This is a genomic window from Kitasatospora purpeofusca, assembly GCF_000718025.1.
GTDB classification, from domain to species: Bacteria; Actinomycetota; Actinomycetes; order Streptomycetales; family Streptomycetaceae; genus Kitasatospora; species Kitasatospora purpeofusca.
Window position 1 is genome coordinate 473,512 of sequence record NZ_JODS01000002.1, and the last position, 13,836, is coordinate 487,347.

A 13,836-nucleotide genomic window follows, 5' to 3' on the forward strand; every position below is an offset into this window, starting at 1 on the left:
GACTTCCTGCTCCGGAGGCATTCCGGGGTGGTTGTCAGCCGGCGGACTTCCAGTGGTTGCGGCCGTCCGTGCTGGGGCTGCAGACCATCGGCGTGCCCGCGCTGGTCACGCCGGTCGCGCCAGCGGGGGAGCAGTACGAGCCCGGGTGGACGGTGGCACCGCCGCCGCTGCTCGAACCGCCGCTGCTCGACCCGCCGGTCGTCGAGGACCCGCCCGTGGTCGAGGAACTGCCCGTCGAGCCGTCACCGCCGGTGGTCGAGCCGCCGGCCGGGGTGCCGGTGGGCGCCGCCGGGGTGGGCTTGGTCGCCGACTTCGAGGTGGGGGCCGCCGGTGCCCGGGTCGGGGTCACTGGCGCGGGCGGCTCCGGCGTCGGCTGCGGGGGCACCGCAGCCGACGCCGTCGGGGTCGGCGTCTCGACCGGCGCCGGAGCGGGTGCCGGCGGCTCGGTCGGGGTCGGAGCGGGGGACGCCGTCGGCGTCTCGACCGGGGTGGGCGTCGCGGTGACGGTCACGGTCGCGGTGGGCGGGGTGACCGGGGCGGGGGGCTGCGGGGCCGGCTTCGGGGCGGTCGCCGCGCTGATCCAGACCAGGCAGCAGAACGCCGCGACCGCGCTGCTGAGCAGCTTCCTCCAGATCGGCCGGGAAGGCCGGGTCCAGGCGATCAGGAAGCTCGCGAACGGGAAGACCAGGAAGCTCGCGATGTGCACACCGCGCCGCTGCCACCAGGGGCGGGGCGGGTCCGGCGGGGCCACGACGGGGAACGGCGGGGGCGGGGGCTGGTACACGGGAGGGGTGTGTCCTTGGAGTGAGGAGCCATGTGCCCGCACAAACTACCGCTCACATGACAAGCTCTTCATTCCTTCATCTGTTCGAATTCGAAATATGACCAACCGATCCGGTCCGTCCGCAACGCCCGCGTCAACTACCCGTTGGTAGCGTCGAGGCGCTGTTGTCGGGGTCATGGCTCCTGTGAAACAACGGAGTTGACGTCAATTCAGACAATCGGGAGGACTCCGGATGAGAGCGCTGGCACGAATCGCACCGCCGTTGCTGCTCGCCACGGCCCTGGTCTGCACGGTCGCCGCCGGGCCGGCCGGGGCTGCGGCGCCGCCGGCGAAGGTGCCCGAGGCGGTCGGCCGCGGCGGGGCGGTCGCCAGTGTGGACGCCGACGCCACGGCGGCCGGGATCGAGGTACTGCGCAAGGGCGGCAACGCGGTGGACGCGGCGGTCGCGGTGGCGGCGGCGCTCGGTGTCACCGAGCCGTACTCGGCCGGGATCGGCGGCGGCGGGTACTTCGTCTACTACGACCACGCCACCGGCCGGGTGCACACCATCGACGGCCGGGAGACCGCCTCCCGGACGGCCGACACCTCGCTGTTCCTGGAGAACGGCAAGCCGCTGCCCTTCGCCGACGCCGTCACCAGCGGCCTGTCCGTCGGAGTGCCCGGCTCCCCGGCCACCTGGGAGACCGCCGTCGGGCTCTGGGGCCGGCGCAGCTTCGCCGAGGCCCTGGAACCCGCCCGGCGGATCGCCGAGCGCGGCTTCACCGTCGACCAGACCTTCCAGGACCAGACCGCGCTCAACGAGGCCCGGTTCAAGGACTTCCCCGACACCGCCAAGCTCTTCCTGCCCGGCGGCGCGCTCCCGGCGGTCGGCTCCACCTTCCGCAACCCCGACCTCGCCGCCACCTACCGGCAGCTCGGCCAGGAGGGCACCGAGGCCCTGTACCGGGGCGGGATCGCCGCCGACATCGTCCGCACCGTCCAGCACCCGCCGGTCGATCCGGCCTCCGGCCGGGTCGCCCGCCCCGGCAAGGTGGACGCCACCGACCTCGCCGACTACCGGGTGCGCCGCCAGCAGCCCACCCATGTCGCCTACCGGGACTACGACCTCTACTCGATCGCCCCGTCCAGCTCCGGCGGCACCACCGTCGGCGAGGCGCTCGGCATCCTGGAGGACGGCGAGGTCGCCGACTACGACGCCACGCAGTACTACCACCACTTCCTGGAGGCCTCGCGGCTCTCCTTCGCGGACCGCAACCGCTGGGTGGGCGACCCGGCGTTCAACGACGTCCCGGTCAAGGAACTGCTCTCCGCCCGGTACGCCGCCTCCCGGGCCTGCCTGATCAGCCCCGACCGCGCCCTGACCAGCCCGGTCGCGCCCGGCGACCCGCGCCACCCCGCCGCCTGCACGACCGCGGGACCGGCTCCGGCCGCCGAGCCCTACGAGGGCCTGAGCACCAGTCACCTCACCGTGGCCGACCGCTGGGGCAACGTCGTCTCCTACACACTGACCCTGGAGCAGACCGGCGGCAGCGGCATCACCGTCCCCGGCCGGGGCTTCCTGCTCAACAACGAGCTGACCGACTTCAACTTCACCCCGCTGGTGCCGGGCGTGCCCGACCCCAACCTGCCCGGCCCCGGCAAGCGGCCGCGCTCCTCGCTCTCGCCGACCATCGTGCTGCGCGACGGCGAGCCCGTGCTGGCGGCCGGTTCGCCCGGCGGCGCGACGATCATCACCACCACCCTCCAGGTGCTGCTCGGCCGGCTCGACCGGGGGCTGAGCCTGGAACAGGCGATCGCCGCGCCGCGCGCCAGCCAGCGCAACACGGCCGCCACCCAGGCCGAGCCCGCGTTCCTGGCGCTGCCCGAACGGGCGCGGCTGGAGGCGCTCGGCCATGTGTTCGCCAGTACACCGGAGATCGGGGCGGCGACCGGTGTCGAGCGGCTGCCGGACGGCCGCTGGGTCGCCGCGGCCGAACCGGTGCGCCGGGGCGGCGGCTCGGCGGCGGTGGTCCGGCCCGAGCCGTAACACCGGGGGCGGTGAGGTCGGGGCGGTAGCACCGGGAGCGGTGACGCCGGGCGCTGTGCGGTCCGGCGTCGTGCGGCCGGCCGCTGCGGCGTCGGTGCGCTGCGGCGTCGTGCGGCCGGACGGCTTTGTCGGTGCCGTTCGGTAGATTCGGGGTGGGCGTCGTCCGGGGACCGGGGCGCCCACCCCGTCCGTACCGAACCACCGGGAAGGCCGCCCGCCGTGACCGTCCGCATCGCCACCTGGAACATCAACTCCGTCACCGCGCGGCTGCCCAAGCTCCTCGAATGGCTGGAGAGCGCCAAGCCGGACGTGCTCTGCCTCCAGGAGCTGAAGTGCGCCGCCGACGTCTTCCCGTACGAGCCCGTCCGCGAGCTCGGCTACGAGACGGCCGCGCACGGCAACGGCCGGTGGAACGGCGTGGCGATCCTCTCCCGGATCGGGCTCGACGACGTCGTCCGCGACCTGCCCGGGCAGCCCGGCTACCTCGCCGACGACGCCCTGCTGCCCGACGTCGAGCCGCGCGCGATCGCCGCCACCTGCGGCCCGGTCCGGGTCTGGTCGGTCTACGTGCCGAACGGGCGCGAGGTCGACCACGCCCACTACCGCTACAAGCTGGAGTGGCTGGAGGCGCTGCGGGTGGCCTCGCTGGACGACGCCGCCGGTGAGCGCCCGTTCGCCGTCCTCGGCGACTTCAACATCGCGCCGACCGACGAGGACGTCTTCGACCTGGCCGCCTTCGAGGGGCTGACCCACGTCACCCCCGCCGAGCGCGCCGCCCTCGCCGCGCTGGACGCGGCCGGCCTGCACGACGTGCTGCCCCGCCCGCTCAAGTACGACCGCCCCTACACCTACTGGGACTACCGCCAGCTGGCCTTCCCGAAGAACCGGGGCATGCGGATCGACCTCACCTACGCCAACAAGCCCTTCGTGGACGCCGTCACCGACAGCTATGTCGACCGCGAGGCGCGCAAGGGCAAGGGCACCTCGGACCACGCCCCGGTGGTCGTCGACCTCGACCTCTGACGCCTGCGGGAGGGCCGGTCGCCGACCGCGGCCGGCTCTCCCTCGAACGGGCCAGAGCGGTGGCCGGGCGCGGAGGGTGTGCCTACCGTCGGTGAGTGACCGGGTGTAGTTGTTCGATCACGTGGACTTCGGAGTCCCCGGCTGCGCCCGAGAGAACCCGGAGGTTCCGGTATGCGCCCCACGCGTACGGCCGCCGCCGCCTTGATCGGCGCGACGGTGCTGACCGGCCTGACGGCCCCCCTCGCGCTGGCCAAGGACGGCGCGGCCTCGGTCAGCCCGTCCCAGGCCGCACCGGGCCAGACCGTGACGGTCACGGTCGCCTGCGAGAAGTCCGACAAGCCCAACGCCAAGACCATCACCGCCAACTCGCCGGCCTTCGAGGGCGGCCCGGCCACCCTCACGCTCGGCTCCGACGGCAAGCACACCGGCTCCGCCCGGCTGGCGGGCAAGAACAGCGGCGAGAACAAGATCGACGGCAGCTGCCCGGACGGCGGCGCCTTCACCACCAATGTCACGGTGACCACGGTCTCGGTGTCCACCGGCGGCTCCTCCGCGCCCTCGGGCCTGGGCGGTTGGAGCGAGGCGGCCGGCGAGTGGGCGGGTTCGCTCGGCCAGTCCGGTGCCGGCAGTCAGCAGGTCGCCCCGCACGGTGCGGTGAAGACCGGTCTGGGCGGTTCGGTGGCTGCCGACCCCGCGGAACTCGTCGGCGGCGCGTTGCTGGTGGTGGGCGGGATCGGCGGCTTCTGGCTGCTGCGTCGGCGTTCGGCCGGCGCCGGGTCCGTCTGAGGGAACGGAACGGGACGTTTCCGTTGGTGCGGCCCATTGGTGCGGCCTGTGGCGTGTGGGCCGTACCTGGGCAGGGTGGCGGGTGTTCGTGGACTTTGCAAAGTGGCACTTTGCAAAGTCCACGCCTGCTTTGCGGTGCCGGGGTGCCGTCGGACTCAGGGTCCGACGGCACCTTCGCGCGTTCGGTCGGCGCCGGATTCGTCGGGCGGAACGTTTCTGTTGGCACGGCCTGCCCGGGTGGCCGTCGACTTTGCAAAGTGCACTTTGCAAAGTCTGTAGAGGCTTTGCAAAGCGGGGTGCCGTCGGACGGAGCGTCCGACGGCACCCCGGTGCGTTCGGCCGGTGTGCGGCGCGCCCGGGCGTTCGTCAGGGCTTGGTGGCCGCGCATTCGGTGGTCGCGAACTTGGTAACCGCAGCCACAGCCGCAGTCACGCCCAGGCCGGGGCGGCGCCCGGCCCGGCGGCTGTCGGGGCTTCGGCCGCCGTCGGACCGTCGGCGGCGGCCTCCCGCTCCTCGGCGGCCCGCAGTGCACCGGTCGCCAGCAGGTACTGCGCCAGGAGGTAGGTGGCCATGATCCAGAAGTCGTGCCCCGGCAGCTCCCGCCACTTCGCCAGCTTGGTGGCGATCAGCGTGTCCGAGAGCAGGAACAGCGCCCCGCCCAACCCGCCCCGCGCCCCGAGCCCGGCCGAGGCGACCGCCGTCGAGGCGAGCAGCAGGCTGTAGCCGGCCACCGGGGCCCGCAGATCCCCGAGATCGGGCCAGAGCCGGCCCACCATCGTCACCCAGGCCGTCGCGTACGCCGCCGCGACCACCATCGTCCGCCGCCGGTCGGTCAGCGCGCCCTGGCCGACGAACATCGTCACGTAACACACGTGCGCCGCCGCGAACGATCCCATTCCGGCCAGGAACGCGGTGTCGTTGCCGAGCTGGAGCAGCACGTCCCCGCCCGCGCTCAGCAGCAGCGCCGGAGCGAGCAGCTTCGGCGCGCGCCGGCCCGCCTCGGTGGCCCGGGTGACGCTGTGCGCGGCGAGCAGCGGCATCAGCGCGGGCTTGGTGGCGTGGCGCAGCGCGGGCGTGCCGGTGAGCAGCGCCCCCAGGTGGGCCGCCGAGGTGGTGGCGTAGCCGGTGAGCAGGCCGCCGGCGGAGCGCAGCCGGCCGCCGAGAACGGCGCGGGTGGTCGTACGGATGCTCATGCGGCGGTGTCCTCCGGGCGGTGGGGGAGCGGACGGGGCCGGCGGTGGGGCGGCCAGGGGGCGGGCGCGCCCGCGCCGGTCACCATCCTGCCGGGCACCGCGGGCGACCGGCAGGGGGTGTGGAAGAGATTGTTACCGGTGCGTAGGTCCGGCCGTGCAACCGGGGTGACGTGTCGCCCGCCGGACGCCGGTCCGGCGCCGGTCCGGGCGTCGACGCTCCTCCCGTCGCGGCCCGGCCGCCGTTCGGCCGGATGTCGTCGGGACCCGGGTAGCTGCCAGCGAGGGCCGCGCCCACCGTCTAGTCTGGTCCCCGACATGGAGCAGCAGGAGTACGCGACCGGCGCCGCGCGGACGGCCGGTGGCACGTCGGACGGGTGCACGGGCGGGGCGGGGCGGGGCACCACCGCCGCCGTCGTCGTCGTACGCGGATCCGGCCCCGGCCCCCTGGTCGCACCCGGCCCCCGGGTCGCCCCCGGTACTGGAGCTGACGCCCCGCAGGACGCCGCACCGGTCCGCGACTCCGGCTCCCCGTCCGTCGCCGGGCTCTCGCCGGACCCCGGGCTGCTGCGGCTCGCGCGCTGGTTCGCCGAGGCCGAGCCCGGCACGGCCGACGACCTCTGCGCCGCCTCCCTCGGCCTCTACCCGGCCCGTCACTTCGGCGCCCCCGCCGGTCCGGCCGCCGGACCCGCCACTGCCGCTCCGGCCACCGCTCCGGCCGCCGGACCCGCCACTGCCGCTCCGGCCACCGCTCCGGCCGCCGTCGACCCGGCCGCCGCCGCGCCGCCCGCCGCCGAGGTCAGCTGGTGGCACGGCCCCACCGCGCACATCCCCGCGCCGCTGCGCGCCCGCGAGCCGCGCCCGGCCGGCGGCCTGCGCCGCGCCCGCCGGGACGCCGCCGCGCTGCCCGTCGTGCTCTCAGGCGCCAAGCCGGGCAAGCCCGGCCGCCACCGCAAGCCCGAACGCTCCCGGGGTGCGGGCGCCGTCCCGCAGGATCGTTCCGCCGCGACCACCGCCGCCGAACGCCGGATCGCCGCCCGGCTGCTCCTCGCCCACCCGCTGGTGACCGCCTCCGGGCCGCACGCCGACGGCTTCCCGCTGATCCGCCGTCACCGCGACTGGCTCGCCGAGCGCTTCGACACCCTGCTCGGCTACCGCCTGGCGGTCGGCCCCTGGCACGCCCGCCTGCACAAGGCCGGACTCGGCCCCGGCGCCACCCGCCGCCTCGAACACCCCGCCACCGGCGCCCCGTTCACCCCCGGCTGCTACGCGCAGCTCGCCCTCGCGCTGGCCCTGCTGGTCGACGCCCCCGAGCGGCTCCCGCTGGACGGCCTGCTCGCCGCGATGGACGCCGTCCGTCCCGGCCCCGGTCCGGTCGCGCGGCCGGCGGACCGGGCCGAACTCGCGATGGCGTTCGCCGTGCTCGCCGACTGGCAGGTGCTCACCGACCTCCCCGCCGCGGCCCTCGCCGACCCGGCCGCCGCCGGTCCCACCGTGCTGACGGTCGACCGGGAACTCGCCCGCGCCGTCCCGGTCGGCCCGCCCGCGCTCGCCGACGACGCCACCGACCTCATCCGCCGCGCCGCCGAGGCCGAGCCGGGCACCGCCGTCCGCCGCCGCCTCGCCGAGACCCCGGCGGTGCTCGCCGCCGACCTGCCCGAGGACCAGCGCGCCTGGCTGCGGGACCACGGCCGCACCGGCCCGGCCGCGCTCGCCGACTTCCTCGGCCTGGAGGCGGAGCAGCGGGCCGAGGGCGTCGCCCTGCTCGACCCGGCGGAGGAGCTCACCGACCTCGCCCTGCCCGGCGCCGACACGGCCGCCCAGGCCGCGCTGCTGCTGGTCGAGCGCCTGGTCGAGGAGGTCAGGCCGCTCCCGGGCGAGACCGCGGGCACCGATGTGCCGGTCCCCGACGCGCTGATAGACGGCGTGCTCGGCGACATCGCCGACGAGTACGGCCTGCCGGCCGGCTGGCGCCGCGACTACCTCGCCGACCGCACCGCGCTGCGCCGCGACGCGCTCGACCTGCTGCACCGGATGGGCCTGATCACCCCGGCCCCGCGCGGCACCCGCCCCCCGGGCTGGCTCCTCCGCGCCCCCGCCGCCCGCTACGCGCCGGCTCCCGATCTCCTCCCCGCCCCCGGCACCGGCCGCCACTCCCGGCCCGACCCGGATCTCACGATCCCGGCCCCCACCGCCCCCCGGGCCGGCCAGCCGGTCTGATCCCGGTCCGTTGCTCCGGGCCGGTCGACCCGTGCGACGTCCGTCGGCCTGCGCGGGCGTCCCCGCCGCGCTTCCTCACCAGCCCCTCAGCCATGGCACCGGTCGTCACCCGAGGTCCGACCCGGGGCCGACGATTCCCGCCCCCGAGGCCGGTCCACCCGCCCGGCCTCCATCGGCCCGCCCCCGGTCCCCGGGCGGGAATGGGCGGGAACAAGCACGGGAAAGCCCGCGCCGCAGCGGGGCGGGGCGGGCGATGGTGGGCCGTGGTGCGGCGGTGCCGGTGTGTCCGGTGGGGCTACTTCCGGACGGTCGCCGTGGCGGTGGCGACGGTGCCGTGCTGGACCGTTTCGACGGTGGCGCCGACACCGAGGATGCCCAGGGCGACGGAAGCGAGTACGGCGGAGCTGGCCAGGACGCGTCGGTGGCGCTTGGGCATGGGGAAGCGCGGGTCCTGGGAGGTCGCCGGAGGGATGGCGTTCATGGCAGGGAGGTTTCCAGGGCGGTGTTAACGATCGCTACGTGCGGGTGAAGTCCGGATGGGGGGTGGGCGTCGGCTTGGGCGACAGTTGCAACGCCGCAGGTCACGCCCGTGCCCCGGGGCGGGCGGCGGCCCGCCCCGGGGAGGTGGGGTTCACCCGGTCGGGGGACGCCGGTTCCCGCGCCGGGCGTCGGCCATGGCCTCGCCGACGGCGACCCGGACGGCGTCCCGCAGGCCGTGCGCGGGGTGGAAGCGGGACGGTCCGGCGGCGGGGTCGGTGCGCAGCTCCTTCACCAGCGCGACGCACAGCAGCAGCATCACCCCGACGAACGGCAGCGCGACCAGGATGGTGGCGTTCTGCAGCGCGGTGAGTCCGCCGGCCAGCAGCAGTGCGGCCGCCACCCCGCCCATCAGCACGCCCCACACCACCACCAGCCAGGTGCGCGGGTGGAGCGAGCCGCGGCTGGAGAGCGAGCCGAGGACGAGCGAGGCGGAGTCGGCGCTGGTGATGAAGAAGGTCATCACCAGCAGCACGGCGATCACGCTGGTCACGGTGCCGCCGGGGAGCGAGCGCAGCATTTCGAAGAGCGAGGCCTCGGCGCCCTGCGGGATGGTCTCGACGAGGTCGGCGGCGCCGGTGCTGTCGAGCCGGATCGCGGTGCCGCCCATGACGCAGAACCAGATCACGGTGGCCCCGCTGGGCACCAGCAGGACGCCGACCAGGAACTGCCGCACGGTGCGGCCGCGCGAGATGCGGGCGATGAAGGTGCCGACGAAGGGGGCCCAGGACAGCCACCAGGCCCAGTAGAAGATGGTCCAGGTGCCGAGCCAGTTCTCGTCCGTGAAGGCGCCGGTCTGGGTGGACATCGCGAGCAGGTCGGAGAGGTAGCCGCCGACGGTGGAGGGGATCGCGTCCAGGACGAAGACGGTCGGGCCGACCACGAAGACGAAGAGCATGATCAGCGAGGCCAGCACCACATTGGCGGTGGAGAGCCACTTCACGCCCTTGTGCACGCCGGAGAAGGCGGAGAGGACGAAGGCGGCGCTCAGCGAGGCGATGATCACCAGTTGGGTGCGCTCGGTGTTGCTGACGTCGGAGACGTAGCCGAGGCCGTCGGCCACCTGGAGGGCGCCGAGGCCGAGGCTGGTGGCCGAGCCGAAGACGGTCGCGAAGACGGCGAGCAGGTCGATCGCCCGGCCCGGCCAGCCGTCGGCGCCGCGCTCGCCGATCAGGGGTACGAAGGCGGCGGAGATCCGGTTGCCCCGGCCCTTGCGGAAGGTGGTGTAGGCGAGCGCGAGGCCGCCGACCGCGTAGATCGCCCACGGGTGCAGGGTCCAGTGGAAGAGGGAGAACTCCAGCGCCTGCTGGGCGGCGGCCGCGGACTGCGGTTCGATTCCGGAGCCGGGCTGCGGGGCGGCGAAGAGCTGGAGCGGCTCGCCGACGCCGTAGAACATCAGGCCGATGCCCATGCCCGCGCTGAACATCATGGCCACCCAGGCGAGGGTGGAGAACTCCGGTTCGTCGTCGTCCCGGCCGAGCCGGATCCGTCCGAAGCGGCTGAACGCGAGTACCACGGTGAGGGCGAGGAAGATGTCGGCGGCGACGACGAAGAGCCAGCCGAAGTTGTGCAGGACCCAGCCGAGGGCGGTGCTGGAGGTCCGGCCGAGGTTGTCCTCGGCGAAGATGCCCCAGGCGACGACCCCGAGCACCGCGACCGCGCCGATTCCGAAGACCACCCGGTCGACGGGGAGGGTGGCGGCGGGTTCGTCCGGCGGCCCGGTGGGCTGACTGGTCATGGGGTACCTCTCGCGGCGTACTGGCGGGCCGACGGCATGCGTCGGCGACATGATCTAAAAGGGATACATGTCGTACTATGTCCAGTCCTCGTCGGGAGAGTCGGGACGGCGCGCCGGGGGGCGGCGACCTGAGGGGCCGTCAGCCGGCCCGGGGTGCGACGGGGCGAGGGGCCGCCGGCGGGGTCAGGCCGCGGCGGGGAGCGGGACCGCCGGCCACGGGGTGGCGGTCCCGGCGGTGTCCAGGTAGCCGGCCAGCGCGTTCCGGCTGCGGGTCAGCTCGCCGATCCGCGCGTCCAGTTCGGCCAGCTCGCCGCGGAGGGTGGCGAGCAGGTCCGGGCAGGACTCCAGGGCGGGGACCGGCCCGCTGGCGCAGGGGAGGATCCCGACGATCACCCGGGTGGGCAGGCCCGCCGCCAGCAGGCCCCGGATCTGCCGCACCCGGACCGTGTCGCCCTCGCCGTACTCGCGGTAGCCCCCGGCCGAGCGGGCGGGCCGGAGCAGGCCCTGCTCCTCGTAGTACCGCAGCAGGCGGGTGGACACCCCGGTCAGGCGGGCGAGTTCTCCGATGCGCATGACCGGGCGAACGCCGCCGCCCGGCCGGGTGTTCCCGCTGCGGGCCCGCCGTCGGGGATCAGGCGGCGGCCGGGTCGGCAGGGTGCTCCGCCAGGAACCCGAGCAGCAGTTCCCGCAGCTCGGGCAGCCGCTCGACCATCGGCAGGTGGCCGGCCGTCAGCTCGACCAGCCGGGCCCCGGGGACGCCCTCGGCCAGGGCGCGGTGCTGCTCCGGCGGCACCAGTCCGTCCTCGGTGGTGCTGACGACCAGGGTCGGTACCCCGATCCGGGCCAGCTCGGCGCGGACGTCGGCCCGGGCGGCCAGGTCGAACTGGGCGTGGAAGCCGGCCGGGAGCGGGGCGGCGGCCAGGGCGGTGCGCAGCTCGGCGAGCTGCTCGGCGGGCAGCGCGTCCACCCAGGTCCGGCCGAACACCACGGTCAGCATCTGGTTGGCCATCAGCTCGGGGTGCCCGGCGAGGGCGGCCGCCTGGTCGACGAGCAGTCGGAACCGCTGCGAGCCGCCGGCCACCCCGGAGAGCAGCAGCAGCGAGCGGACCCGTCCGGGGTGGCGGGTGACGGCCCGGACGGCCACGGCGGCGCCGAGCGAGTAGCCGGCCAGGTCGAAGGTGGCCAGGCCGGCCGCGTCGGCGGTGGCCACCAGACGGTCGGCCAGGTCGTCGAGGGAGAGCTCGCCCGGTTCGGCGGGGCTGTCGCCGGAGCCGGGGAAGTCGGGGGCGACGACCGTGCGGCGGGCGGCGAGGTCCTCCAGCAGCGGGCCCCAGTTGTCGCGTGCGCTGCCGCCCGCGCCGTGGGCGAGCAGCAGCCCGGGGCCGCTGCCCAGGACGGTCCGGGCGAGCGGCGCGGCAGCGGAGGCAAGCAAGGCAGTGGAGGCAGCGGAGGCGGGGGAGGCGGGCGCGGTGGTGGGCGGGGTGGTCATGGCGGTGCTCTCCTGGGCGGGTCGTGCGGAACGGGCGGTCGGGGCCGGACGGCCGGACCGCTCCGCACGCTAGGAGTTCACACCGGTGTGAAGGTCAAGCCCGCCGCTCCGCCCGGGTCGCCCCGGCACGCGGGCACGCGGGCATGCGGGCAGGTCGGAGCGCGGGCCGGCCGGAGATCTGGCCCGGGCCGGCCCGCGCCCGCGTCGGGCCTCAGGCCGTGGACGTGACCTCGTACGGCGCCGGGCTCGGCGTCTCGTACGGGTTCAGCACCAGCCGCACCACGTCCTCCAGCCGCCGTCTGGCGTCGCCCAGCGTGGTGCGGCCGGTCACCCAGGCGGTCAGCTCGCCCTGCCAGGCATGGCCGACGATGTGCCGCACCAGGTCGCTGGCGGCGGCCGGCACCTCGTCGGCCATCACCGCCTGGAGCGCCGTGCTGTCGGCCCGGGCCATGCCCTGGAGCGCCTCGCTGGCGAAGGGGTCGGTGGAGGCGGCGACGGCCACCCGCAGCCGGGCGAGTTCGGGCTGCCGCTGGTAGGCGCGCATGCCCCCGCGGACGAACCGCGCCACCCGGTCCGTGGCGCCCAGGCCGGCGCGCGGTCCGCGCAGCTCCGCCACCAGGTCGGCCAGCAGCAGCCGGTGCCAGTCGGCGATCGCCGCCGCCAGCAGGTGGTCCTTGGAGGAGAAGTAGCGGTACGCCGTCCCCAGGGCGACTCCGGACCGCTCGCAGACCTGCTTCATCTGCAGCCGCTCGACGCCGATCTCGTTCACCAGGGCGAGCGCCGCCGCGATCAGGCTTTCGCGGCGTTCGAGCTGACGCGGAGACATCGCCTCCACCGGCCGTGGTGACAGGTCAACCTTGGTCACCCGCACCATGATACGGGCCGGGGCCGCTCAGGAATATGACGCCGACCGGCCGCCCGCCGTTCGCCCCTCGGTCACCGGGCGCGGGCGGGGCGGCGAGCGGCGGGCGCGGCGGGGCCGACCGGGCGGCGCGGCCGGACGGACCGGGTGGTCAGCGGGGCGCGACGAGGCGTTCGCGGATCAGCGCCTCCTGGACGGCGGAGGCCACCAGCCTGCCCCCGCGGTCGTAGAACTCGCCCAGCGCCAGCCCCCGGCCGTCCGAGGAGGACGGGCTGCGCTGGGCGAACAGCAGCCATTCGTCGGCCCGGAACGGCCGGTGGAACCACATCGCGTGGTCCAGCGAGGCCATCAGCAGCCGGGGTGGCTCGGTGCGCTGGAAGAAGTTCGGCTGGACGTGCAGCCCGGCGGTGGAGGCCAGGGTGAGGTCAGAGAGGTAGGTGAGGGCGCAGACGTGCAGCAGCGGGTCGTCGTCGGGCAGCGGGGAGCCGGCCCGCAGCCAGACGAACTGCTGCGGCATGCCGGGCACGGCCGGTGGCACGCCCGGCGCGTCCGGCGGGACGAAGCGCAGTTCCAGGGCGCCGAAGCCGCTGGCGGCCAGTGCGGCCCGGGCCTCGTCGTCCCAGTGCGCGAAGGCGTCCGGCAGCTCCTCGGGGCCGGGCAGCGCGGGGATCTCGCGGTGCCGGTCGGCGGCCGGCTCGGGGCGCTTGAAGGACGCCGAGAGGGTGAAGACGGTCTCCCCCCGCTGGAGCGCCGTCACCCGCCGGGTGGCGTAGGAGGAGCCCTGGCGGACCCGGTCGACCCGGTAGTCGATCGGGTGGCCCGGGTCGCCGGGCGTCAGGAAGTAGCCGTGCAGCGAATGCACCGAGCGGTCCGCCCCGATCGTCCGCCCGGCCGCCACCAGGGCTTGCGCGGCGACCTGGCCGCCGAACGCGCGCATCGGCGCCCCGGCGTGGCAGCGGCCGCGGAACGTGTTCTCGTCGAGGGTCTCGATCCGCAGCAGATCGGCGAACGGTCCGACCGTGTCGATCGCCCGTCTGTCCTGTTCGGTCAGCTCTGTCACGGGCCCATAGTGGCAGACCGGGGCGCCCCACCGGTGTGACGTGGGTAACCCGTCCGGGCGAACACGCTTGCTAGAACGTGTTCCATTGTCCCGATCCCGGGGGAGGGCGGACGGCGGTGCG

Annotated in this window: 12 protein-coding genes; 4 read left to right on the forward strand and 8 right to left on the reverse strand. The window is 75.4% G+C overall.

The genetic code is table 11. The features are described from left to right. Positions 1–34: 34 nt before the first annotated feature. Positions 35–784, reverse strand: coding sequence for a hypothetical protein (locus IF01_RS0105180; RefSeq protein WP_030392064.1), 750 nt, complete (start codon positions 782–784; stop codon positions 35–37). A 232-nt stretch (positions 785–1,016) separates the two neighbouring features. On the opposite strand from IF01_RS0105180, the gene ggt reads away from it, so the two are divergent. From ggt to IF01_RS0105195, 3 genes are all read left to right on the forward strand, one after another. Continuing rightward, positions 1,017–2,810, forward strand: a complete 1,794-nt coding sequence (gene ggt / locus IF01_RS0105185) for a gamma-glutamyltransferase (protein ID WP_030392065.1) — start codon at positions 1,017–1,019, stop codon at positions 2,808–2,810. A 219-nt stretch (positions 2,811–3,029) separates the two neighbouring features. Next, positions 3,030–3,833 (forward strand): exodeoxyribonuclease III, encoded by an 804-nt coding sequence (locus tag IF01_RS0105190; protein ID WP_030392066.1) that lies wholly within the window; start codon positions 3,030–3,032, stop codon positions 3,831–3,833. Between the two features lie 171 nt (positions 3,834–4,004). Beyond that, on the forward strand, positions 4,005–4,619 hold the full coding sequence (locus IF01_RS0105195; RefSeq protein WP_030392067.1) for a hypothetical protein: 615 nt from the start codon (positions 4,005–4,007) through the stop codon (positions 4,617–4,619). A 428-nt stretch (positions 4,620–5,047) separates the two neighbouring features. Here IF01_RS0105195 and IF01_RS0105200 read toward each other — a convergent pair whose 3' ends face one another. Beyond that, complete coding sequence (locus IF01_RS0105200; protein WP_030392068.1) at positions 5,048–5,812, reverse strand: lysoplasmalogenase; 765 nt, start codon at positions 5,810–5,812, stop codon at positions 5,048–5,050. Positions 5,813–6,127: 315 nt separating this feature from the next. On the opposite strand from IF01_RS0105200, the gene IF01_RS43565 reads away from it, so the two are divergent. After that, positions 6,128–8,029 (forward strand): DUF2398 family protein, encoded by a 1,902-nt coding sequence (locus IF01_RS43565; protein ID WP_051754927.1) that lies wholly within the window; start codon positions 6,128–6,130, stop codon positions 8,027–8,029. Between the two features lie 295 nt (positions 8,030–8,324). Here IF01_RS43565 and IF01_RS0105210 read toward each other — a convergent pair whose 3' ends face one another. The 6 genes from IF01_RS0105210 to IF01_RS0105235 all read right to left on the reverse strand — a co-directional run bounded on the left by IF01_RS0105210 (position 8,325) and on the right by IF01_RS0105235 (position 13,715). After that, the gene (locus IF01_RS0105210) at positions 8,325–8,510 is read right to left on the reverse strand and encodes a hypothetical protein (protein ID WP_030392070.1); all 186 of its coding nucleotides are present in this window, start codon (positions 8,508–8,510) and stop codon (positions 8,325–8,327) included. Positions 8,511–8,660: 150 nt separating this feature from the next. Then, positions 8,661–10,304: a BCCT family transporter gene (locus IF01_RS0105215; RefSeq protein WP_051754928.1), complete on the reverse strand. Its 1,644-nt coding sequence runs from the start codon at positions 10,302–10,304 to the stop codon at positions 8,661–8,663. A gap of 183 nt (positions 10,305–10,487) precedes the next feature. Further along, entirely contained in the window at positions 10,488–10,877 is a 390-nt protein-coding gene (locus IF01_RS0105220) for a MerR family transcriptional regulator (RefSeq protein ID WP_030392072.1), read from the reverse strand. Between the two features lie 58 nt (positions 10,878–10,935). Continuing rightward, positions 10,936–11,793, reverse strand: a complete 858-nt coding sequence (locus IF01_RS0105225; protein WP_078879677.1) for an alpha/beta fold hydrolase — start codon at positions 11,791–11,793, stop codon at positions 10,936–10,938. A 211-nt stretch (positions 11,794–12,004) separates the two neighbouring features. Further along, complete coding sequence (locus tag IF01_RS0105230; protein WP_030392074.1) at positions 12,005–12,658, reverse strand: TetR/AcrR family transcriptional regulator; 654 nt, start codon at positions 12,656–12,658, stop codon at positions 12,005–12,007. Positions 12,659–12,806: 148 nt separating this feature from the next. Next, positions 12,807–13,715: an acyl-CoA thioesterase gene (locus IF01_RS0105235; protein WP_233289996.1), complete on the reverse strand. Its 909-nt coding sequence runs from the start codon at positions 13,713–13,715 to the stop codon at positions 12,807–12,809. Between the last annotated feature and the right edge of the window lie 121 nt (positions 13,716–13,836).